Below are 22,290 nucleotides of genomic sequence, written 5' to 3'. Positions count from 1 at the left end.
GCCCTGATGTTCGGCTGCGCCTTAGATGGCTGCAGCGCCCCGTTCACCGGTGCGAACCCGCACGGCTTCGTAAACGTCAACCGTCCACACCTTGCCGTCACCGGCGCGGCCGGTGTTGGAGCTTGCGATGAGGACATCGAGGATGTCGTCCGCTTGCTCGTCGGTGGCGAGGACCTCGATGCGGATCTTCGGCAGCAAATCCACGTTGTACTCAGCTCCCCGGTACACCTCGGTGTACCCGCGCTGGCGGCCATAACCGCTGGCCGCGCTGACCGTCAGGCCCTGGACTCCGTAGGCTTCGAGGCCTTCACGGACTGCTTCAAGCTTTTCGGGACGAACGATCGCCGTGATGAGCTTCATGCCTGGACACTCTCCTTGCCCTCTGCGGGTGCCTTGGTTGCGGTGGTTTCCGACTTGCCGATCATGGCCTCATGCAGCGGCTGGAAACTGCCACCGTGTCCGTTGACGCCGAACTCGTAAGCCGTCTCAGCGTGGAGGCTGAGGTCGACACCGACGTTCTCCTGTTCGGTGGAGACCCGGAAGCCCATGGTCTTGTGGATGGCCAGGGCAATGATGGCCGTCATGACTGCCGAGAAGACAATTGCGACGCCGGCTGCTGCGAGCTGTGCCCACAGCTGGGCGAATCCGCCGCCGTAGAAAAGGCCGCCTGCGGTGACGCCTTCGCTCGGAACTGCAATGAAGCCGAGAGCCACGGTGCCGATGATGCCGGAGACAAGGTGGACGCCTACAACGTCCAGCGAGTCATCGAAGCCCCAGCGGAACTTCAGGCCGACTGCAAGGGCGGAGGCCACACCGGCAACCACACCGAGGCCGAGGGCACCAATGGGGCTGACATCGGCACAAGCCGGGGTGATGGCCACGAGGCCGGCGACGACACCGGAGGCCGCGCCGAGGGACGTCGGGTGACCGTCACGGATTCGCTCAGTGATGAGCCAGCCGATCATGGCCGCTGCCGGAGCCGCCAGGGTGTTGATCCAGATCAGGCCGCCCTGCTCAGCGGTCGCCGCCGCGCCGCCGTTGAAGCCGAACCAACCGAACCAGAGGATTGCCGCACCGAGCATGACAAACGGGATGTTGTGCGGACGGTGGTTGGGGTCCTTGCCGAAACCGCGGCGGTTGCCAATGATGAGGACCAGGACAAGGGCTGCCACACCAGCGTTGATGTGCACCACGGTGCCGCCCGCGAAGTCAATGGCGTGGCCCAGGGCCTTGCCGATCGCACCTTCGGGGCCGAAGAGGCCGCCGCCCCACACCATGTAGGCCAGGGGGCAGTAAACCAAGGTGACCCAGACCGGGACGAAGATGCTCCAGGCTCCGAACTTGGCGCGGTCAGCAATGGCGCCACTGATAAGGGCCACCGTGATGATGGCGAAGGTGGCTGCGTAGCCGACCTTGATCAAGCCATCGGGAGTGTTGATGCCTTCAAGGCCGAAGGTGGCGAACGGGTTGCCCACGATCTCCAGGAATCCTTCGCCGGAGCTCATGGACGCGCCCCACAGCACCCAGACAACACCTACGATGCCGATGGAGATGAAGCTCATCATCATCATGTTCAAGGCTGCCTTGGCGCGTGTCATGCCGCCGTAGAAAAATGCCAGACCAGGTGTCATGAACAGCACAAGCGCCGCCGCCACCATGACCCATACGTGACCTGCGGTAAGTTCCATGGTGCACGTTCCTCTCTTGCTAGATCTGCGGTTCAACCGCCGTCCTGACGCCTTTTGCGTCCTGCTTAAGAGTTTTGTGCCGCAGTGTTTCACCTGCGCGGGTTTTATATTGCGGGGCCGTTACAACAACCTCCCCAACGTAAATGGTGCATATCTGCAACGTTACGGATATGTTTCAGGCGTCGGACTTCACGGTGTGAACCTGGTTTTCCGACACTCAAGGCGTTCAAGCGCCAGATCCCACCAGAAGGACCAGCACCGAATGACCCAGTCGCCCCGATCCGTCAAAGCTCCAGGGATCCGGCAGGAAAAAGTTCCCTTGCCCCGTGACATCAAGGTGATGTTGGCAGCGGCGTTCTTGATCGCCTTGGGATTCGGGCTGGTAGCACCTGTACTGCCGCAATTCGCTACCACTTTCGACGTCGGCGCCACCGCTGCCGCTGTGATCGTCAGCATCTTCGCCTTCATGCGCCTGGCCTTCGCGCCTGCCGGCGGCGCCTTGATCGGACGCTTCGGCGAACGGAACGTCTACGTTACTGGCCTGTTGATCGTTGCAGTTTCCACGGCAGCGTGCGCCTTTGCCCAGGATTACTGGCAGTTGCTGATCTTCCGTGGCCTTGGTGGAGCCGGTTCTGTGATGTTTACCGTCGCAGCCATGGGCTTACTGATCCGGCTTGCACCGCCCGAGCGGCGCGGACGCGTCTCCGGGGCCTACGCTTCGGCGTTCCTGATCGGCAGCGTCCTGGGTCCGGTGGTCGGCGGCCTGCTGGCAGGATTCGGACTGCGGGTGCCGTTCCTGGCGTACGCGGGCACGCTCCTTCTTGCTGCGCTGGTGGTCCGGACAATGCTCCGTGGCGAAGGAAACGCCAGCCAGGACGCAGGAGCCGCCCCTGCCATGGACCTGAGGGAGGCACTGGCCGACTCCGCCTACAGGGCCGCCGTATTTTCCAGCTTCGGCAATGGCTGGGTGACCTTCGGCGTCCGGATGGCCACCATCCCGCTGTTCGCGGTGGCCGTCCTGGATTCACGGCCGGAAACAGCCGCCTGGGCGCTGGCTGTCTTTGCCGTGGGAAACGCCGTCGCCCTGACGTTCTCCGGCCGGTTGGCTGACGCCTGGGGTCGGAAGGTCCTGCTGATCCCTGGCCTGGTGATCACCGGGTTGGCCACCGGCTTTATCGGCCTGACAACCGAGCTCATTGCCTTCTTCATCGCCTCGGCTGTGGCGGGGTTCGGCTCAGGCCTGCTGGGCCCGGCCCAGCAGGCCGCCGTCGCCGACGTCATTGGGCGTGGACGATCCGGCGGCAAGGTGCTTGCCGTCTTCCAGATGGCCGCCGACACCGGAGCAATTATTGGCCCTGTTATTGCGGGATTGCTTGCCGACCAACTGGGCTACGGCTGGGCCTTCGGCATCACCGGGAGCGTGCTGCTGCTGACGGCCGCGGGTTGGCTGGTGGCGCGCGAACCCCTTAAACCCAAAAACTGACTGGCAGTTGTGGTTGTTCAGCGGGCTCAGAACAACCACAACTGCCAGTCAGTTGGGCAAGCGGCGCTAGTTGAGCAATGCGTCGACGAAGCCTTCGGCCTCAAACGGAGCGAGGTCGTCCGGGCCTTCACCGAGGCCAATCAGCTTCACAGGGACACCGAGCGACTTCTGGATGGCCACCACGATGCCACCCTTGGCCGTACCGTCCAGCTTGGTCAGGACGATGCCTGAGATGTTGACCACCTCGGCGAATACCCGGGCCTGGTTGAGTCCGTTCTGGCCAGTGGTGGCATCTAGGACCAGCAGGACCTCATCCACCTCGGCGAGCTTCTCAATGACGCGCTTGACTTTGCCGAGCTCGTCCATGAGGCCGGTCTTGTTCTGCAGGCGGCCTGCGGTATCGACCATGACTACGTCGACTTCCTGGTCGATACCGGCCTTGACGGCCTCGTAGGCAACCGAGGCGGGATCGGCGCCGTCGATGTCGGATTTCACCGTGGGCACGCCCACCCGCTGGCCCCACGTGGCCAACTGTTCAGCCGCGGCCGCGCGGAAGGTATCAGCCGCACCCAGCAGGACGTCCTTGTCTTCTGCCACCAGGACACGTGCCAGCTTGCCCACCGTAGTGGTCTTGCCTACGCCGTTGACACCTACAACCAGCACGACGGCGGGGCGGTCACCTTTGCGGTCGACGTTCAGTGAACGGTCCATGCCGGGATCAACGAGCTTAATGAGTTCTTCCCGCAGCATTGCCCTGACATCTTCCGGGCTGCGGGTACCCAGGACTTTGACCCGCTCACGCAAAGCATCGACCAGTTGCATCGTGGGTTCGGTACCGAGGTCGGCCAGGAGGAGGGTTTCCTCCACCTCATCCCAGACGTTTTCGTCGATCTTGTCGCCGGACAGCAAAGCCAACAGGCCCTTGCCGAGGATGTTGTTGGACTTGACCAAACGGGCGCGAAGGCGGGTGAGACGCCCTTCCACCGGCGCCGGAGTGTCGATGGCGATGGTTTCAAGGCCTGCGGCGTCGTCCGGAACCCCGGCTCCGTCATCTGTTCCGTCAAAGGTCGGGGCCGGAGCCTTGGCGCCGTCCGGGCGGTCCTCCACAAGGGTTCCGCCGCCTGCTGCAGAGGACTGCACGGGATCGTTGGTATCGCGCGTTCCGGGGTACTTCGAGCCTGACTTACGGGCTTTCAGGAGTACCGGCACGAGTCCGCCGACCACTACGAGCGCAGCGAGAATGGACAGAATTATGGGTAGGAAATCGTTCACTCCCCTACCTTCTCATAAAGCTAAGCCCCGGAACTGAGCCTCTGGCTGATGACGGTGGACACCCCGTCGCCCCGCATGGTGACACCGTAAAGTGCGTCGGCTACTTCCATCGTGCGCTTTTGGTGGGTAATCACGATGAGTTGGCTTGACTCCCGCAATTCTTCGAAGATGGTGATGAGGCGACCCAGGTTGGTGTCGTCAAGGGCTGCCTCAACTTCGTCCATGACGTAGAACGGCGACGGCCTGGCCTTGAAGATGGCAACCAGGAGCGCTACTGCGGTCAGGGACCGCTCACCGCCGGAAAGCAGGGACAGGCGTTTGATCTTCTTGCCGGCAGGGCGGGCCTCCACTTCAATTCCCGTGGTCAGCATGTCATCAGGGTCTGTGAGGACCAGCTTGCCCTCTCCGCCGGGAAAGAGCCTGGCAAATACGTGGTCGAACTGGGCCGAGGTGTCGGCGAAGGCCTCAGCGAAGACCTGCTGCACCCTGTTGTCCACCTCTTTGATGATGTCCAGCAGGTCCTTCCGGCTCGACTTGAGGTCCTCAAGCTGCGAGCTAAGGAACTGGTGCCGTTCTTCGAGGGCCGCAAACTCTTCCAGTGCCAGCGGGTTGACCTTGCCCAGGGCGGCCAGCTCGCGCTCTGCCTTCTTCAACCGTTTTTCCTGCTCTGCCCGCACGAACGGGATCCCCTCGACAATGGGTTCGCCATTCTCGTCCACCGGCGCCCTCAGTTCTGCCCATTTGTCCGCAGTTGACCCTGCAGGAAGCGGAACCGGCTGGTCCGGACCGTAGTCGGTGATGAGCTGCTCGGCCGAAAGCCCCAATTCATCGACGGCCCGGGTCTCCAAAGCCTCGATCCGCAGCCGCTGCTGTGTCCGGGCCATTTCATCGCGGTGCACTGAATCCGTCAGCTCGGCCAGCTCCCGGGCAAGGGACTCATTGGCGGCGCGGACTTCCGAAAGCTCCTTCTCGAGGAGCTCGCGTGTTTGCTCGGCCAGGTCGCGCTCCTTGGCCGCAAGGTCCACGGAAATATCGAGATAGCGAAGACTCTGCTCCACAGCCGAAACCACGGCAGCAGCACGTTTCGCTTGGGCCCTGCGGCGCTGGGCCTTGCGCGCAGCCTCTTCACGTGCCCGGCGCTCAGTGGCGGCTGCCCGTTCCAAGGACGCTGCGCGGTTGCTGATGGCACCGAGTTGCTCTTCGGCGGTGCGAAGGGCAAGCCTTGCTTCTGTTTCAAGGGCACGGGCGGTCCTTGCTTCGGCGGCGAGTTCATCCCGCTGGTCGGTGGACGGTTCCTCGTCCGGAACCTCCTGGGCAGCGGCAAGGCGTTCGGCGGCAACTTCCAGGTCCAGTTGCGCGTCTGCGATGTTTGCCTCGGCCTTCGCCATGGATGCCGCGAGACGGTCACTTTCGCCCACTGCGCTGCGAAGAACCGAGTTCAAGTGGCCCAGGCGTTCAGCCACGGCGGCAAGCCGGGCATCGGATTCATGCAGTCTTTCCAATGCTGCATCCGCACGGACCTGCGCCTCGGCACGACGGGATTGGGCCCCGGCCAGGGCGAAGCGTCCCCGCTCCAGCCTGGCAGTGACCTCTTGAAGGCGGGCACCGGCGTCGTCCACTGCTGCCTGGACCTCGAGGAAGGAGGGTGCGGTAGCTGAGCCGCCGAGGACAGTCACCGCCGTGAAAATGTCACCTTCAGTGGTGACGGCCTTCAGCCCGGGTTGGTCTTGGACCAGACGGGCGGCCATGCCGATGTCGTCGACGACGACGGTATCAGCCAGGAGCCGCAACGCACCGCCGCCTGCCGCGTCGGCTATTGTGACGACGTCGGCGGCCCAACGGCAGCCGGCGGGCAGTTCGCCTGTGTCCAATGCCTTGCTGCCCGCTCCGGCATCCCCGGGTGGAACGTCGGCCAGCAGCAATGCCGCGCGGCCGGCGTCGTCCTGTTTCAGCGTGGCGATCGCCGCTGAGGCGGCCTCCACATCTGCCACCACGAGGGCATCCGAGGCACTGCCCAAAGCTGCGGCTATGGCGGTTTCGTAGCCCTGCTCTATGCTGACCAGGCCAGCCAGCGGACCGAACACGCCTTCAGCCGTCAGCAAGTGACCCGAACCGTCCTTGCGATTGAGTCCCAGTTGGAGCGCCTCGCGCCGGGCAGCCAGGGCGTCGCGTTCGCGGACGGCCTCCCGCTCGGAGGCTTTCAGATCTTCGATCTCCGCAAGGATGGAGTCCAGTGCCGCGCTGGCGTCCTCGTATTCGGCGTCCAGGCTCTCTTCGCCGTCTTCGGCTCCTGCCACCTGGGCTTCAAGGGCCGCGAATTCGCTCTGTGCCTGGCGGCGCCGCTCATCACCGGCTCCAAGAGACTCCCGCAACCGGCCCCGTTCGGCCTCTGCCGCCTCCGCCCGGGACCGCGCCGCCGCGACATGCCCGGCGAGCCGGGCAAGGCCCTCCCTGCGGTCCGCTGCTGCGCGCAACATGCCAGTGAGGCGTTTGTCTTCGGCGGCTGCGAGCGCCTCGGCCGCATCCTTCGCGACAGTGGCTTCGAGAAGGGCAGCCTGCTTGGCCAGGATGTCGTGTTCCAGGGCGGCTTCTTCTTCCCGGACCCGGGCTGCCTGGCGCTCAAGGTGGTCCGGATCGCGCCCGGATTCGACCGAGACCTCCGCGGAACCGAGCAAACGCTTGCGTTCGGACGCCAGCGACCCGAGTGAACGCAGTCGCTCCCTGCCCGCGGAGAGCTGGTACCAGTTATCGCGAGCGGCGTTGAGGCGGGGAGTTGCCTCGGCGGCTCGCTGCTCCAGCTCCGCCTGGCGCCGCCGTCCCACCCCCAGCCCGGCTTCGACCACCTGGCGCCGCTCCTTCAGGGCGGCTTCATCAGCGACGTCCTTTTCCAGGCTGCTTGTCAGTTGCACCAGATCGTCCGCCAGGAGGCGGGCCCGGGCGTCTCGGACGTCGAACTGGACAGTTTGTGCGCGACGGGCGATTTCGGCCTGCTTGCCCAAGGGAGTCAGTTGTCGTCGAATCTCGGCCGTAAGGTCGCCAAGGCGTGCCAGGTTGGCCTGCATGGCCTCCAGCTTGCGTACTGTCTTCTCTTTGCGCCGCCTGTGCTTCAAGATACCCGCGGCCTCTTCAATGAAGCCGCGCCGGTCCTCGGCAGTGGCGTGCAGGACCCGGTCCAACTGGCCTTGGCCAACGATGACGTGCATTTCCCTGCCGAGGCCGGAATCAGAGAGGAGCTCCTGGATGTCCAGAAGCCTGCAGGGCGCACCGTTAATGGCGTATTCGGAACCTCCGGTCCGGAAAAGGGTCCGGGAGATGGTCACTTCGCTGTACTCGATGGGAAGTGCGTTGTCGGCATTGTCAATGGTCAAGGAGACATGGGCCCGGCCCAGCGGCGGACGGCCGGAGGTACCGGCGAAGATGACATCTTCCATCTTTCCGCCACGCAAGGTCTTGGCGCCTTGCTCGCCCATGACCCAGGCCAGCGCATCCACCACATTGGATTTGCCGGATCCGTTGGGACCGACAACAGCGGTGACACCGGGTTCAAAGTCGAACGTCGTGGCCGACGCAAACGACTTGAATCCGCGGACGGTCAAACTTTTCAAATGCAAGGCGCTTCGGTTCTCCTGGTGGCCCGGGTGTTCGTATTCCCTAAATCTACTGCCGTTTAGGTGAAATCACCGGATCTGAAGCGGGAAAGCCTTGCGGCGGCAATGCCGCACCCCTACACTCCTGCCAAGGGTTACTTTGGTGGATTTGTTCCAGTGATCCGGCTTTGGCTTGAACTTATGTTCGTCCGCGGCTGGATACGGTCCCGCAAGAGGAACGTCGATCTCCAAGAAGCCTTGGTTTGCATAACTGAAGATCTTGGTTTGACCCTGGCTGGGGAGCGGCAAGCAGGGACTGCGCGCAGGCGCAGATCCGTCATTGCAATTGGCGTACCACTCCAGGAGTTCTCATGGCCGGTCCTTCAGCAACCCCCTCCCAGCAAGGCCTCAAAGGGTTGCTTTTCCCTTTGGTGTTGGCAATGGTGGCGGCATTGCTGCCGATGACCGCGCCGACTGCTGTTGCGGCCGGTCCGTGCGACCCTGTAGTAAACGCAGTGGTGTGTGAGAACTCCAAACCAGGCAGTCCGTCCTCAGAGTGGGACATATCCGGGGCCGGGGATGCCACCATCCAGGGTTTCTCCACCGAGATCAGTGTCAACGCCGGTCAGCCCATCCGATTCAAGATCGACACGAGGGCTCCCAGCTACACCATCGCCATTTACCGCACAGGCTGGTACGGGGGCAACGGCGCCCGGAAGATCGCCGATGTTACTCCTTCTGTCCTGCGCCAGACCCAACCTGCTTGCCGCAGCGACGTCAGCACCGAGCTGTATGACTGCGGCACCTGGGCCGTCTCGGCGACCTGGCAGGTGCCCGCCACCGCTGTTTCCGGAGTCTATATCGCCCTGCTGACTCGACCCGACACGGGCGGGCAGAGCCACATCACCTTCATCGTCCGCAATGACGGCAACCACTCGTCGGTGGTTTTCCAAACCGCGGATCAGACCTGGCAGGCCTACAACACCTACGGCGGCGCCGACTTCTATCAAGGCGCCGCCAACGGCCGAGCCTACAAGGTCAGCTATAACCGCCCCGTAAATACCCGCGGGGGGATTGGCGGACGGGACTTCTACTTCTCCAATGAGTACCCGATGGTGAGGTTCCTGGAGCAAAACGGCTACGACGTCAGCTACATCAGCGGTCTTGATGCCGATCGAAATGGTGCCGAGCTGCTGAACCACAAGGTGTTTCTTTCAGTCGGCCACGACGAGTACTGGTCCGGCCCGCAGCGGGCCAACGTTACTGCGGCCCGTGACGCGGGAGTCAACCTCCAGTTCCTCTCGGGCAACGAGATGTACTGGCGGACGCGGTTCGAGCCCTCCTCCGTGGACGGCGCCGCGGGCCGCACTTTGACCTGCTACAAGGAGACCTGGAGCAACGGAAAGATCGACCCCACCAGCCAATGGACCGGCACGTGGAGGGACCCCCGCTTCGCCTCCCAGGCCAATGGCGGAGGCCTGCCTGAAAACGGTCTGACGGGCACGGCATACATGTCCAACTTCTCCGATCTGCCGGTGACGGTAAGTGCGGAGGAGGGCAAGACCCGGCTGTGGCGCAACACCACACTGGCGTCCCTGCCCGCTGGTTCCTCTGCTGCCCTGGCCCAGCACACAGTGGGCTATGAATCCAACGAGGATCTGGACAATGGTTTCCGGCCAGCCGGACTGATCAGGCTGTCGACCTCAGTAGGCAACGTTCCGCAGTACCTTCAGGACTTCGGCAACACCACCGCACCCGGGAGCACTACCCACCACGTAACCCTGTATCGTGCGCCCAGTGGCGCCTTGGTTTTCTCTGCGGGCAGCGTCCAGTGGACGTGGGGTCTGGATCAGGAGCACGACGGCGACGGCGCGCCGGCTGATGCACGCATGCGGCAGGCCCAAGTCAACCTCCTGGCCGACATGGGCGCCCAGCCTGCCACGAGGGCAGCTGGACTGGTGGCAGCAACTCCGAGCAGTGACACGACTAAACCGACCACAGCAATCAACACACCAGCCAATGCGGCCAGCGTGCCTCATGGCAGCAGTGTCACCGTTTCAGGAACCGCAGCCGATGTCGGCGGGGTGGTAGCGGGCGTTGAAGTGTCAACTGACGGCGGAAGCACATGGCATCCTGCCCAAGGGAAGCAAAATTGGACGTACAGCTACATCCAGAAGGGAATGGGAACAGCAACAATCCAGGCGCGGGCAATTGACGACAGTGCCAACATCGGTACGGCCGTGACAAGGACCTTGTCCATCACCGGCCCCTACAGCGTTTTCGGCCAGACCGTCCCCACGATCAAGGATTCCGGCGACGGCAGCGCGTATGAGATGGGGCTGCGTTTCACGCCCTCAGTTGACGGCTTCATCACGGGAGTTCGTTTCTACAAGAGCGCGGCCAATACAGGGACGCATACGGGTTCTCTGTGGAGCTCAAGTGGCGAGCGCCTGGCCACCGCGACTTTCACGAATGAAACCCCGTCCGGTTGGCAAACCGCGTTGTTCAGCCAGTCCGTGGCTGTAGCCGCTGGGCAAAAATACACTGTGTCCTATTGGGCTCCGAACGGGCACTACTCCACCAAGGATTACGAATGGGCCAGCTTCGGTTCAACGGAGGGCCCCTTGACTGTTGCCGGCGGCTTCGGGGCTGAGCCTGCCGGCGTGTACAGCACATCGCAAGGATTCCCGTCATCGAGCTACAACGGCGGCAACTACTACGCTGATGCCATCTTCAGTACGGTGGACAACACGCCGATGACGGTGACGGGGCAAACTCCTTATCCCTCCTCGTCAAGCGTCCCTGTGGATACCAAGGTGAGCGGTGTCTTTTCGAAGCCCGTGGTGGCCGCAAGCGTGCAACTGACGCTGCAGTCGCCTTCCGGCCCTGTTGCAGGTACCACAGCCTACGACCCGGCGACGCGACGTGCCACCTTCACGCCAAGCGCCGCCCTCGCATTCAGTACGCAGTTCACTGCCACTCTGTCCGGGACCGATACGTCCGGTGGCCCGGTCACCTCCGGGGGCACTTGGTCCTTCACCACCGCCGCCACCCTGCCTGTACCGGGCGACTGCCCGTGCAGCCTGTTCAACGACTCGGTGACGCCCGGCATCAACGAAGTCCGCGAGGGTGTTCCGTTGACCCTTGGTGTCCGCTTCTCCAGTGTCTCTGCCGGCCAGGTGTTGGGCATGCGCTTCTACAAGTCGGCAGGTAACACCGGCACCCACAACGGAGCGTTGTATTCAGCGTCCGGTCAGCAACTGGCAACGGTGACATTCACGAATGAGAGTGCTTCCGGTTGGCAGACCGCGATGTTCAGCCAACCTGTCCAGATGTCCGCCAACACTGAGTACATAGTGTCCTACAAGACACTGACTGGAACTTACTCGGCGACGCCCAACGGTTTCGGACAGGGCATGAGCGTCGGTCCATTGCGTGCGGTTTCGGACGCTGGCGCATTCTCCTACAGCGGGGACTTCGCGGGCTCCCGCTCGACAACCAGCTACTTGGTTGACGTTATTGCGAATGTTCCGCCGCCGGCATTCGTCATCAACGGCCAGACGCCGCTTCCTGGATCATCAAGTGTCCGGCTGGATACGCCTGTCAGTGCGGTGCTGTCTGAAGCTGCAGATGCCCCCAGCGTCACTTTGGCGTTGAAGAATCCCAACGGCACCAATGTGGCGGGGACCTCGAGCTACGATGCCACGTCCCGAAAAGTCACTTTTGTCCCCAGTGCCCCGTTGGTTGTAAGCACGAACTACACAGCAACGGTAACGGCGACAGCTGTTTCCAGGCGGCCGTTGACCAATCCATCCTGGACGTTCACCACCGTTCCCGCTCCACGGACCGCGGGAGCCTGCCCGTGCACGCTTTATCAGGACACCGAGGTGCCCGCCACCATGGAAGCAAGCGACGGGGTTCCACTCACCCTGGGAGTACGGTTTGCCAGCTCAACGGACGGCCAGGTCACGGGACTCCGCTTCTACAAGGCACCGGGTAATACGGGAACGCACACGGGATTTGTTTACACCGTAGGCGGGCAGCTCCTGGCCAGCGTGACGTTTACCAACGAATCCTCCGCGGGTTGGCAAACAGCAACGCTCAGCCAGCCGGTGAATATCGCTGCCGACACGGAGTACATCGTGGCTTACCGGTCCCCCACTGGCATCTTCTCGTTCACTCCCAACGGCTTCCCCGCAGGTTTCACCAGCGGCCCGCTGCGCACGGACACAGATTCGGGTGCCTTCTCCTACAGCAGCAACTTCCCGGGATCCACGTCCACCAGCAGTTATCTCGTTGACATGGTCTTCGCCACTACCCCACCGATGCCAACCATCACCGGCCAAGCACCCGCCCCCGGAGAAACCGGCGTGACCGTGTCCACCAAACCGTCCGTGGCCTTCTCCACCCCAATGCGCCCTGACATTACCTTCACCTTGACGGCCAACGGCGGGTCCATCGCCGGAACCACCGCTCTATCCACTGACAGTCGAACAGTCACGTTCACCCCGGCTGCAGCGTTGCCCGCCAGCACCGTCATAACGGCAACCGTGGCGAATGCAGTCTCCCAACAAGGACAGAGTTTTCCGGCCACCTCTTGGCAGTTCACCACAGCTGCCGCATCGGTCCAATCGTCCAATATGTTTGGATCAATGCTTCCGCAGGTTGCAGCCAACTCCGACTTCCTCTCGGTGGAGTTGGGTACTGCATTCACTGTGTCACAACCCGGCAACGTGACGGGCATCCGTTTCTACAAGGGAAGCGGCAACTCGGGAACTCACGTTGGCTCGCTCTGGAACGCTGCCGGTACGCGGTTGGCGCAGGTTACCTTCACCAATGAGACGGGCACCGGCTGGCAAACCGCCACTTTGGCAACTCCGGTTGCACTGTCCACCGGGCAAACCTACGTGGTGTCCTACCTGGCGCCGAACGGCCGGTATTCCTCGACGCCAGGGTTCTTCAACCAGACGTGGACAAGTGGCGTCTTCACTGCCTCGGGACCCAACAATGGGCGCTACCGGTACGGCTCAGGCGGCGTGATGCCGACCAGCTCCTGGAACGCCACGAACTACTTCGTGGACGTGGTGTACTCAACCGCCGCTCCAGCCCAGCAGGCAGCGGCTACGCCGTCAGCCACCGCCACTCCGACGGCGACGGCAACGCCAACCGCTACGGCCGCAGCAACGGCGACGCCAACAGCTACTCCTACACCGAGTCCGTCTCCCAGCCCGACGCAGTCAAGCGGACTCGTGTGCGGCCTGCTCCGGATCTGCTGAGGTTCCCTGATACCGAACTAACGGTGGCCCTGTTACCGAACTACGCTGACCCTGTTACCGAACTACGCTGGGCGACCAAGCATGGGCAATGAACATGCTTGGCTGCGCGCCAGGTTCGGTGCCCAGCTTCCAGATGTTGCTGTCGCCATCGGTGGTGTCATCCGGCAGCCCGTACAGAAGGCTCTGGTCATCCAGCCATTCGATCTGATCGTCCACGCTGCGCTTTTCGGCAAGGACGCTCTCGCGTCCCGTAGCGAGGTCAAGAACCGCGACGTTCCAGTGCGCCGCCAGCGCACCGCCGTCGTTCTTCTTGTAGGCGATCCGGGTGCCGTCCGGGGAGATGGACGGGCACTCAACGTTGTCATGGACAGCCGTCAACGTCTTCGCCGACAGGCTCCCCCGCACCAGCCAAATTCGTCCGGAGGAGGCCGCTGTGGCATAGAAGGCGTCGGGTTGGCCCGGTACGAACGTCACACCCCAGATGTTCCGGTCGCTGGCCTGGAGCCGCTCACCATTGACAAGAAGGGCGAAGTCCTCGAGGTTACCGGAGGAGGTGCCGCCGGGGATGGTGATCTCAGTGGCGGTGGAAAATCCCGCAGTGGCATAGGAGTGGCCTGTAACGAACACGGTGGTAGCGATCCTGGAACCGTCAGGACTTACCCTGGTCCTGCTGGGTATCCCGGGCAGCGGCCATACTTTTTGTTGCTCCCAAGTGCTGTTGAACAGCTTGGCTTCAAAGGAAGTGACCAGCCCCCTGTTGGTGCGCAGGCACACGACGCTTCCCGTGGAACCGTAGACTCGATCGCACTCCTGGCCACTGACGGCCCGGGTACCGCCAGGATCTGACAACGCCACGGTTGCCGCCTGTCCGTATCCTTGCCCGGCTGCGGTGTTCCGGAACAAGACGAACGGGGTTTCGGGAAGCTGCCCGCCCTCCGAGGTCCCCACCGACGAGACCGCCGTCCGGCTTTCCTCAAAGCGCTGGTACGCGCCCACGGCATAAATTCCAGCAGCCACCAAGACCACTATCGTGACCACCAGGAGGGCGCCCCACCGCACCTTTCCTTCGGCGGGCTGACCGTTCATGCAGCGTCACCCGCGTCTGCCGGGACTGCAGGACGGGCACCGCGGAGGATGAAGAACACCGCCGCAATCGCGCAGGCCAGCAGCGCCCCCGCCACCACCATTGCAGTGGAGGCACCCACCGCGTACCACAACACGCCGAAACCGGCGGAGGCGGCCATCCGGCTCAGCGCCACCACTGTTTGTGCGGAGGCGATACCCGTTGCAAGCTTTCCCGACGGCGTCAGCTGGCTGGCCAGCGCGGCAAGCACCCCGTCAGTGCCGGCGTAGAACGCTCCCAGCAGGACCAAGCAGAGAATCGTTGCCCACAGCCCCCCAAAGGGTGCCGCCGCCAGCAAGTAGGTGGCCAGCAAAGCAACGTGCCCTGCCAGGAAAACCGGGATCTTGCCTATTTTGTCCGCCAGCCTTCCCAGCGGGATGGCCAGCGCGAGGAACACCACATTAGTGCCGACGAACAGGAGCGGAAACCACTGGACGGCGAACGAATCCCTGTCCTGCAACACCAGGTAGAGGAACCCGTCACCGATGGTCACCAACCCTAGAAGCCCCGCTGCGATGAGCAGCCTGCCCAGGCCTGGTTCCCTCAGGTGGCTCCAGGAGAAGGCGAAAAGCCTGCGGTCCTTCCGAACCTCCGCACCTTTGAGGGCCCGTGCCTGGATGTCGGGGACCACCAGGGCGAGGACGGCCACACCAATCACGGCGAAGGCCAGGGACACCACGAAAACGGTGCTGAAGCCGTTGGGAATCAGCAAAAGCACAACAAAGGCGATCAACGGCCCTGCTGCCGCCCCAATGTTGTCCAGCATCCGGTGCACGCCAAATGACCTGGCCAGGTGTTCCGGTTGCGCCGAGGTGGAAATGAGCGCGTCCCGGGGCGCTGTCCGGATGCCCTTGCCGATGCGGTCACCGGTGACAATGGCGGCAATGGTCCAAAAGCCTCCCGCGAAGAGGAAACCGATCCTGGCAAGCATGGACAGGCCGTAACCGGCCAAGGCTATCCGCTTGGGGTGGCCGCTGCGGTCCGATGCCCAACCGGCGGCGATCCGGACGATGGCACTTGCGCCTTGGTTGATGCCGTCGATGAAGCCGAAGGCGATTGTGGACAAGCCAAGGAAGCCCGTCACGTACAAGGGCAGGATCGCAGACACCGATTCCGAGGAGACATCGGTGACCATGCTGACAATGCCCAGCCACAGGATGACCGGAGACAAGCGGAACGGCACCTCGGTTGATAGTGCCGTTCCTGTCCCCTGCGGCTTGTCGCGTTTACCGCCGCTGCGGTCCGAGAGGGAAATGTACATGGGTCCTCAGTCCGCGCTCGTGTGCAGGCTGCCCAACAGCTGGAAGCGCGAGCTGCCCGTCCCCGTCGTCGAAACCGAAACCGTCACTGTGTCTGTGCCGCGCACGAACCGGGCAGCCACAGCGCCTTCGCCGGCGGGTGCATCTTCGGTCCAGAAGCCATGGGAGACCAAGGAGTCGCGGAAAGAACCCAATACCTCTGCCCGGGGCTTGTCAATGACGCCGTCGGCGGCAACCTGGAGAATGTTCCCTGAGGTCGACACCGAGGTCGAACCAATGGTTGTTCCAGCGGGCAGGGTCAAGACCCCGGCTGGCCATCCGTCCACCACTTCGCCTGATGCCGTACCGGGCTCCGGCAGGGCTCCGGTGATCAGTGGTGCGGGAGGTGTCGGCTCGGGCAACCCCGTGGGGGTCGCGGTGACGGGCGGCAGGACTTCCAGGGCCTGGCCGCCCGAGTGGGACGCTCCGCCGTCGTCACCGCTTTCGGCGCTTCCGGTCGATTGACCGCTCGACGGCGAAGTGCCGGAGGTGGGTGCCTCGGCTCCTTGGGAGGTGGGGTCGGCTGAAGCGGTGGACCCCGGGCCCCCGGGGCTGGGGCTTGAAGCCTGTGAGGACGTATTTTGCGCCACAGGTCCTGGCTTTGCGGCCATCTGATCAAAGAGAATTGCGACGGCGGCGATCAGCACAGCGAGGCATACGCCCGCGATGACCAGCCGTCGCGCCATCATGGCGTTCCCGCAGGATCGTTGTGCCGCGCCAAGCGTTTCATGGGGACAGTCTGCCACCCGCACCGGGATTCCGGAACAGTTTTGGACCTACCAGCGGCCATTCCTTGGGCGTGGCTGGCACACCGGGCAGGTGTAGGAGGAGCGGTTCATGAATTGCTCCCGTTTGATGACGCTTTGGAGGCCTGATGCCTCGCATCGGGTGCAGTATTGACCGGCCCGGCCGTAGGCGTTGAGCGACCGGGCAAAGTATCCGGAATCGCCGTTGACGTTGACATACAGCGAATCGAAGCTGGTGCCCCCGGCGGCCAAAGCCGCCTCCATGACGTCCTTCGCTGCCGTGATGAGCCGCTCTGCATCCGCGCGACGCAGGGTATCGGTTGCCCGAGCATAGTGGAGCTTCGCCTGCCACAGCGCTTCGTCGGCATAGATATTGCCGATGCCGGAGATCAGGCCTTGGTCAAGGAGGGCCCGTTTGAGGCCGGTCTTCCGTTTCTTGATCTTCCGGTAGAAGTCGTCGAGGGAGAACTGGGGGTCCAACGGGTCCCTGGCGATGTGCGAAGCTTCTTCGGCTATCTCGGGCAGCGGTGTTTCGCCGAGGCCGCCGGGGCCGCCGTCCTGAGTGGGCACGAGCCAGGTTACAAAAAGTCCGCCGAATATCCGCTGGTCCACGAACCGCAGTTGCTCCGGCATGCCTTCCACCGGGCTCAAAGTGATCCTGACCTTGAGGTGCTTTTCATCCGGCACGTCCGGGTCCTGCATCAGCAGTTGCCCGCTCATTCCCAGGTGCGCCATCAGCGCCACTTTCGGCAATGCTTCGCTGCCGTTCGTGGGCGGGCCTTCGTGGTAACCGTTCATGGACAATGGCATCCAGAGAAACTTTCCCCGCCGAACAACGTCGAGGACAGTAGCGTGCTCCAGGTTTCCCACGAAGTCTTCGGTTCCCAGGGCGTGGCGCCGGATGGAACGCGGGTCAAGCACTTCAACACCCGTTATGGTCCGGCCGCGAACCCACTTGGCCAGGCCGCGACGCACCACTTCAACCTCGGGAAGCTCAGGCATGGGTGCTCAGGCGGACGCGGGACCGGCAGGAGCAGAGTCCAGCGCAGTCAGGGCGCGCCACGCATCAGCGGCCGCTTCCTGTTCGGCTTCCTTCTTGGAGTGCCCGGAACCACGTCCGTACGGTGTTCCACCGATGTTCAAAACAGCTTCGAAGGTCCGCGCATGGTCAGGTCCGGAGCCTTCCACCGCGTAGTGGATGGCGCCAAGCTGTCGGCTGGCGGTGAGTTCCTGGATGCTTGTCTTCCAGTCGGTTCCGGCTCCCAGGGCGCCTGCGTCCTTCAGGAGCGGCCCCACCAGGCGCATCACCAGCTGGCGCGCAGTTTCGATGTCGTTTGACAGGTACGTGGCGCCGATCAGGGCTTCCATGGTGTCAGCCAGGATGGAGGCTTTGTTCTTACCGTCGGTGAGCTTTTCGCCTTGGCCAAGGTAAATGAACTCGCCGATGCCGATCTCCCGGCCGATTCCGGCCAGGGCGCGCGTGCTGACGACGGCGGAACGCCGCTTGGCGAGCTCGCCTTCGGGCAGCTCGGGGTTCTCACGGTAGAGGGAATCGGTCACGGAGAATCCCAGGATGGAGTCGCCGAGGAACTCGAGGCGCTCGTTGGTGGGAATCCCGCCGTTTTCATACGCGTATGAGCGATGTGTGAGAGCAAGACGAAGCGTCTCGGTGTCAATCCAGACACCGAGACGCTTCAGAAGCTCTTCAGTTGAAGACATCCTTTGTCAGCCTCTACGGCAGATTAGGCGTCTGCGACCTTGCGGCCCTTGTATTCAAGGAACAGCGCGGTGCCGGCAGAGTCGGTAACGACCTTCGCCTGGTGCGGCAGGCTGTAGGTAACCTGGCCGTTTTCGATGGTCTTGACCAGGTTGGGGGCAGTTGCCTTCCACTGGGCACGGCGGGCGCGTGTATTTGCGCGAGACATTTTCCGCTTGGGAACAGCCACGGCTATCTCATTTCTCTCTTAGACGAACACTTACTAATCGGTTTGCCGGTCAGTCTTAGCCAGATCAGCTAGGGCAGCCCAGCGAGGGTCAATGACCTCGTGGTGGTGCCCCGGCTCGTCTTCCAGGCGCACTCCACATTCGGAGCACAGGCCCTGGCAGTCTTCCCGGCACACCGGCTGGAACGGCAGCATAGTGACAACTGCGTCCCGCAACACCGGCTCAAGATCGATCAGATCGTACTCGACTCGACGTTGCTCTTCATCGTCTTCTTCGGCGGAAAGCTCAGCGCCTTCGTAGAAGAAAAGTTCTTGCACATTGACCTCAAGGTCATACGCAAGGGGATCCAGGCATCGACCGCATTCGCCGGTTACTTCGACGACCGCGGATCCGGATACCAGAATTCCTTCGTGTACGGCCTCAAGACGAAGATCGAGCTCGATATCCGAGCCTTCCTTTACGCCAATGAGCGCCACACCAAGGTCACTTGGTGCAGGTACATGCTCGTTGAGTGTCCGCATGGTCCCGGGACTGCGTCCAAGGTCCTTGACTACCAGCGCCAAGGGCGAACTTGCATCTCGCTTAATGAGAACTCCTGTAGAACATATGACCGACGTACCATCTTAGCCTGATCACGCGTGAGGACTCAAACCGGCACAAGACACGCAGAGGAGCGCTTGTTTCGGAATGGGGAACTCTGCTTGAAGGCGCAGGTACCCCATAAGACTACCCTTTGCGCGGCGGTTCGCCGGGCGACTCGCCTGCAAGGAGCCTCTTCAACACCGACTTGGGAACGAAGTCCGAGATGTCGCCACCAAGGGCGTTGACTTCCTTTATCAGGGTCGATGACAGGTGCACATAATGCGCTTCGGCCGGCAAAAATACAGTTTCGACGCCGGTCAACTGCCGGTTCATGGTGGCCATCGGCAACTCATAGTCGAAATCCGAGGAAGAGCGCAGGCCCTTGACGATCGCTGAAATGCCCCTGCGGCGGCAGTACTCGGCCAGCAGGCCTTCTCCCATGGGCTCGACGATGATGCCACGCAGGGAAGCCAGCGTCTCACGCGCCATCTCCATGCGTTCTTCGAGGCCGAACCGGTACTTTTTGGCGTAATTGGTGGACACGGCAACGATGACTTCGTCAAACAGGCCAGCGGCCCGGGCAATGACTTCGAGATGTCCGTTGTGGATGGGGTCAAAGGATCCAGGGCATACCGCGCGTCTCATGAGACGAACCTACCCCATCGCTTCACCGGGATACCATGGCTCCCATGGCATCAGCAGGCAGCAGCACCCCCTTCTCTGGAACTACCACCGGGTCTCCGGCGCCCTGGAAACGGGCCGCGGTAGGAGCCAATCTGTTGTCGCCTGACGGGGATCTGGGTGTCACCATCTTCGAGGAGATGACAACGCTGGCAATGTCCACCGGGGCCATCAACCTGGGCCAGGGATTTCCCGACGAGGACGGTCCCGCGGAAATCAAAGCCGCTGCGCAGGCTGCCATCGCCGAAGGCGCCAACCAATACGCACCCGGTAAAGGTGTTGCCGCGTTGCGGGAAGCTGTCTCCGCGCACCAGCAACGCTTCTATGGCCTTGATCCCGATCCCGAGACCGAAGTCCTGATTACCACAGGGGCCACCGAGGCCATCGCTGCTGCGCTGCTGGCGTTCGTCCAACCCGGCGACGAAGTCCTGACCTTCGAGCCTTTCTACGATTCTTATGGCGCCATCATCGGGATGGCTGGAGCCAAGCATGTCACCGCTCCCCTGCTGGCACCGGACTTCCTGCCCGACCTCGCAACGCTGGAGGCGTCCTTCAGCAGCAGGACGAAAATCGTCCTCCTCAACAACCCCCACAATCCCACGGGAGCAGTCTTTCCGGAGGGCGTGCTCACCAGGATTGTGGAACTGGCCGCCAAATATGGCGCGATCATCGTCAGTGACGAAGTGTATGAACACCTCACTTTCGAAGTGGCGCACATCCCGGTGACATCCCTTCCCGGTGCCGCCGAACGGACCATCACCATTTCCTCGGCCGGTAAGACTTTCTCGTTCACCGGCTGGAAGATCGGCTGGCTCACCGGACCGGCTCCCCTGGTGGCCGCAGTCCGCACGGTGAAGCAATTCCTCACCTACAGCTCCGGCACGCCTTTCCAAGGCGCGATCGCTGTTGGACTGGGACTCCCTGACGCTTTCTACCAGGGCATTGCCGATACCCTCCGCCGAAAACGCGACATACTCGCCGAGGGTCTTCGTGCCGCCGGCTTCGGGGTCTACAACCCCAGCGGCACCTACTTCATCAATGTCGACACCGCCCCGCTGGGCATCCAGGACTCGGTTGAGCTCGCACGGCGCCTGCCCGGCCTCGTGGGCGTGGCCGCTATCCCTGTCCCGGTCTTCTGCCATCCGGAAGGCGCGGAACGCACCCGAAGCCTGCTGCGCTTCGCCTTTTGCAAAAAGATCGAGGTCCTCGAAGAGGCAGCCGGACGGCTTGCAACCCTCAAGGACCGGCTGTGACTCCAAAGGATTCCGGCCACGCCGGACGTTTCCTTCGAACGACCGGCCAACATGCCACCATCGAACAGGACCCGTTGGTGAAAGGCAGCTTCATCCTGAGCATCGGCGGCGCCGAACAATCACACGTGAACCTGGCCGCGCCGGAAGAAATCTTCTACGAATACCTTCGCAGGATCGGGCACATCGTGGATTTGGCCTCCGCTTCCGGAGAGCCAGTTCGTGCCCTTCATCTGGGCGCGGGAGCCCTGACCCTGGCCCGTTACATCCAGGCCACCCGCCCGGGCTCGGAACAGTACGCCGTTGAACTGGAACGCGAATTGCTGGACTTCGTCCTCCGTGAGCTGCCTATGCCCCAAGGCTCCAGGTTGACCACCATCATCGGCGACGCCCGCGACGCCTTGGCGGAGCTGCCCGCCGAGGCGCGGTTCGACGTCGTTATCCTTGACATCTTCTCCGGGCCCGAGGCTCCTGCCCATATCGCGTGCCGTGACTTCTACGAAGAAGCCGCCGCACGGCTGACTCCTGACGGCGTCCTGATAGTGAACGTTGGCGACGAGCCTGCGCTCACGCTCGTCCGGAGCCAAGTGGCAGCGCTGCGCCTCGCCATGCAGGACGTGGCCGCGTTCGCGGAGACAGGAATGTTCGCAGGCCGCTATCCGGGCAACATCATTCTGGCAGGCACCCGGAAGCCATGGCCTTCGGAGTGGACAGCCGAGCTGCTGGCCAGGGGGCCGCACCCTGCCACCGTCCTCCACGGCGTGGACCTGGACCGGATCAGCGGCTAGTTCAGGCTGGTTCGGCGAACCAGAGTTTTGTCTCCCCGTACTTCTTATCCGCGAAGCATTCCAAGGCGTCAGGCCATGCGGGTTCAGGACTGCGGGAACTGCGCTCCACAACCACCACGGCAGCGTCATCCAGGTGCGGCGCCAGTTTTTCGAGCACTGCGCTCAAGGCTTGCTCGTCCAAGGGGTAGGGCGGGTCGAGGAAGACCAGGTCCCATACCGAAGAATCGGCGGCCCGTTCAAGGTAGGACTCCACTTTGGAACGGTGGACAGCAACCTTCCTGGCCCCCAGGCTCTGGTTGACCAGGTCCGCGTTCCGCTGGCAGACGTCGCTGGCCCTCGCATCGAATTCCACGAGGTCAACGCTGCGCGCACCCCGGCTGGCGCTTTCAACGCCCAGCGATCCGGAACCGGCGTAGAGGTCAAGGACCCTGGCGTCGTCAATGACCGCCAACGACTCCAGCCTCGAAAACAGAGCTTCCTTGACGCGATCGGTGGTGGGCCGTGTGGCAGTCCCGGGAACACTTGCCAGGGGGTTTCCGCCGGCAACTCCGGCGATGATCCGGCTCACTGGG

General features: G+C 62.9%; 17 protein-coding genes. 4 read left to right on the top strand and 13 right to left on the bottom strand.

The window, feature by feature from the left end:
* Positions 1–21: 21 nt before the first annotated feature.
* Positions 22–360: a P-II family nitrogen regulator gene (locus ACFUOZ_RS17880; protein ID WP_017199639.1), complete on the bottom strand. Its 339-nt coding sequence runs from the start codon at positions 358–360 to the stop codon at positions 22–24.
* Complete coding sequence (locus tag ACFUOZ_RS17875) at positions 357–1,688, bottom strand: ammonium transporter (RefSeq protein WP_377550551.1); 1,332 nt, start codon at positions 1,686–1,688, stop codon at positions 357–359. The genes ACFUOZ_RS17880 and ACFUOZ_RS17875 overlap by 4 nt, the downstream gene beginning before the upstream one ends.
* A gap of 262 nt (positions 1,689–1,950) precedes the next feature.
* Here ACFUOZ_RS17875 and ACFUOZ_RS17870 point away from each other — a divergent pair, with 262 nt between their 5' ends.
* Positions 1,951–3,171 (top strand): MFS transporter, encoded by a 1,221-nt coding sequence (locus ACFUOZ_RS17870; protein ID WP_377550549.1) that lies wholly within the window; start codon positions 1,951–1,953, stop codon positions 3,169–3,171.
* Between the two features lie 66 nt (positions 3,172–3,237).
* Here ACFUOZ_RS17870 and ftsY read toward each other — a convergent pair whose 3' ends face one another.
* Positions 3,238–4,443 carry a signal recognition particle-docking protein FtsY gene (gene ftsY / locus ACFUOZ_RS17865; protein WP_377550547.1) on the bottom strand — a complete coding sequence of 402 codons (1,206 nt, stop codon included), beginning with the start codon at positions 4,441–4,443 and terminating at the stop codon, positions 3,238–3,240.
* A gap of 20 nt (positions 4,444–4,463) precedes the next feature.
* Positions 4,464–8,054, bottom strand: a complete 3,591-nt coding sequence (gene smc / locus ACFUOZ_RS17860; protein WP_377550545.1) for a chromosome segregation protein SMC — start codon at positions 8,052–8,054, stop codon at positions 4,464–4,466.
* A 347-nt stretch (positions 8,055–8,401) separates the two neighbouring features.
* On the opposite strand from smc, the gene ACFUOZ_RS17855 reads away from it, so the two are divergent.
* Positions 8,402–13,306: a DUF4082 domain-containing protein gene (locus ACFUOZ_RS17855; RefSeq protein WP_377550543.1), complete on the top strand. Its 4,905-nt coding sequence runs from the start codon at positions 8,402–8,404 to the stop codon at positions 13,304–13,306.
* Positions 13,307–13,360: 54 nt separating this feature from the next.
* Here the strand turns inward: ACFUOZ_RS17855 and ACFUOZ_RS17850 are convergent, their stop codons facing one another.
* From ACFUOZ_RS17850 to coaD, 8 genes are all read right to left on the bottom strand, one after another.
* Positions 13,361–14,392, bottom strand: coding sequence for a TolB family protein (locus tag ACFUOZ_RS17850; RefSeq protein WP_377550541.1), 1,032 nt, complete (start codon positions 14,390–14,392; stop codon positions 13,361–13,363).
* The gene (locus ACFUOZ_RS17845) at positions 14,389–15,690 is read right to left on the bottom strand and encodes an MFS transporter (protein ID WP_377550539.1); all 1,302 of its coding nucleotides are present in this window, start codon (positions 15,688–15,690) and stop codon (positions 14,389–14,391) included. The genes ACFUOZ_RS17850 and ACFUOZ_RS17845 overlap by 4 nt, the downstream gene beginning before the upstream one ends.
* A 6-nt stretch (positions 15,691–15,696) precedes the next feature.
* Positions 15,697–16,416, bottom strand: coding sequence for a hypothetical protein (locus tag ACFUOZ_RS17840; RefSeq protein ID WP_377550537.1), 720 nt, complete (start codon positions 16,414–16,416; stop codon positions 15,697–15,699).
* A gap of 87 nt (positions 16,417–16,503) precedes the next feature.
* Complete coding sequence (gene mutM, locus ACFUOZ_RS17835) at positions 16,504–17,475, bottom strand: bifunctional DNA-formamidopyrimidine glycosylase/DNA-(apurinic or apyrimidinic site) lyase (RefSeq protein ID WP_377550535.1); 972 nt, start codon at positions 17,473–17,475, stop codon at positions 16,504–16,506.
* A 6-nt stretch (positions 17,476–17,481) separates the two neighbouring features.
* The gene (rnc, locus tag ACFUOZ_RS17830; RefSeq protein WP_144659970.1) at positions 17,482–18,192 is read right to left on the bottom strand and encodes a ribonuclease III; all 711 of its coding nucleotides are present in this window, start codon (positions 18,190–18,192) and stop codon (positions 17,482–17,484) included.
* Between the two features lie 23 nt (positions 18,193–18,215).
* Positions 18,216–18,419: a 50S ribosomal protein L32 gene (gene rpmF / locus ACFUOZ_RS17825; protein WP_011775139.1), complete on the bottom strand. Its 204-nt coding sequence runs from the start codon at positions 18,417–18,419 to the stop codon at positions 18,216–18,218.
* Positions 18,420–18,452: 33 nt separating this feature from the next.
* Positions 18,453–18,980 carry a DUF177 domain-containing protein gene (locus tag ACFUOZ_RS17820; protein ID WP_262275266.1) on the bottom strand — a complete coding sequence of 176 codons (528 nt, stop codon included), beginning with the start codon at positions 18,978–18,980 and terminating at the stop codon, positions 18,453–18,455.
* Positions 18,981–19,143: 163 nt separating this feature from the next.
* Positions 19,144–19,644 carry a pantetheine-phosphate adenylyltransferase gene (coaD, locus tag ACFUOZ_RS17815; RefSeq protein ID WP_377550532.1) on the bottom strand — a complete coding sequence of 167 codons (501 nt, stop codon included), beginning with the start codon at positions 19,642–19,644 and terminating at the stop codon, positions 19,144–19,146.
* 35 nt (positions 19,645–19,679) lie between these two features.
* Here coaD and ACFUOZ_RS17810 point away from each other — a divergent pair, with 35 nt between their 5' ends.
* A complete protein-coding gene (locus tag ACFUOZ_RS17810; protein WP_377550530.1) occupies positions 19,680–20,933 on the top strand; it encodes an aminotransferase class I/II-fold pyridoxal phosphate-dependent enzyme in 1,254 nt (417 codons plus the stop codon).
* Positions 20,930–21,718 carry a spermidine synthase gene (locus ACFUOZ_RS17805; protein ID WP_377550529.1) on the top strand — a complete coding sequence of 263 codons (789 nt, stop codon included), beginning with the start codon at positions 20,930–20,932 and terminating at the stop codon, positions 21,716–21,718. The genes ACFUOZ_RS17810 and ACFUOZ_RS17805 overlap by 4 nt, the downstream gene beginning before the upstream one ends.
* A 1-nt stretch (position 21,719) precedes the next feature.
* On the opposite strand, the gene rsmD is transcribed toward ACFUOZ_RS17805, so the two are convergent.
* The gene (rsmD, locus tag ACFUOZ_RS17800) at positions 21,720–22,286 is read right to left on the bottom strand and encodes a 16S rRNA (guanine(966)-N(2))-methyltransferase RsmD (RefSeq protein ID WP_377550527.1); all 567 of its coding nucleotides are present in this window, start codon (positions 22,284–22,286) and stop codon (positions 21,720–21,722) included.
* Between the last annotated feature and the right edge of the window lie 4 nt (positions 22,287–22,290).

This window comes from Paenarthrobacter sp. NPDC057355 (genome assembly GCF_042667405.1).
Lineage (GTDB): Bacteria > Actinomycetota > Actinomycetes > Actinomycetales > Micrococcaceae > Arthrobacter.
The sequence above is the reverse complement of the archived record's forward strand: the minus strand, read 5'-3'. Positions and strand labels throughout refer to the sequence as shown.

What these genes read in the sequence shown, in the direction of transcription:
- ACFUOZ_RS17845 (WP_377550539.1), bottom strand. Translation starts at nt 15,690, where the DNA reads ATGTACATTTCCCTCTCGGACCGCAGCGGCGGTAAACGCGACAAGCCG.
- mutM (WP_377550535.1), bottom strand. Translation starts at nt 17,475, where the DNA reads ATGCCTGAGCTTCCCGAGGTTGAAGTGGTGCGTCGCGGCCTGGCCAAG.
- ACFUOZ_RS17840 (WP_377550537.1), bottom strand. Translation starts at nt 16,416, where the DNA reads ATGATGGCGCGACGGCTGGTCATCGCGGGCGTATGCCTCGCTGTGCTG.
- ACFUOZ_RS17870 (WP_377550549.1), top strand. Translation starts at nt 1,951, where the DNA reads ATGACCCAGTCGCCCCGATCCGTCAAAGCTCCAGGGATCCGGCAGGAA.
- ACFUOZ_RS17810 (WP_377550530.1), top strand. Translation starts at nt 19,680, where the DNA reads ATGGCTCCCATGGCATCAGCAGGCAGCAGCACCCCCTTCTCTGGAACT.
- ACFUOZ_RS17855 (WP_377550543.1), top strand. Translation starts at nt 8,402, where the DNA reads ATGGCCGGTCCTTCAGCAACCCCCTCCCAGCAAGGCCTCAAAGGGTTG.
- ACFUOZ_RS17850 (WP_377550541.1), bottom strand. Translation starts at nt 14,392, where the DNA reads ATGAACGGTCAGCCCGCCGAAGGAAAGGTGCGGTGGGGCGCCCTCCTG.
- ACFUOZ_RS17875 (WP_377550551.1), bottom strand. Translation starts at nt 1,688, where the DNA reads ATGGAACTTACCGCAGGTCACGTATGGGTCATGGTGGCGGCGGCGCTT.
- rnc (WP_144659970.1), bottom strand. Translation starts at nt 18,192, where the DNA reads ATGTCTTCAACTGAAGAGCTTCTGAAGCGTCTCGGTGTCTGGATTGAC.
- coaD (WP_377550532.1), bottom strand. Translation starts at nt 19,644, where the DNA reads ATGAGACGCGCGGTATGCCCTGGATCCTTTGACCCCATCCACAACGGA.
- ACFUOZ_RS17880 (WP_017199639.1), bottom strand. Translation starts at nt 360, where the DNA reads ATGAAGCTCATCACGGCGATCGTTCGTCCCGAAAAGCTTGAAGCAGTC.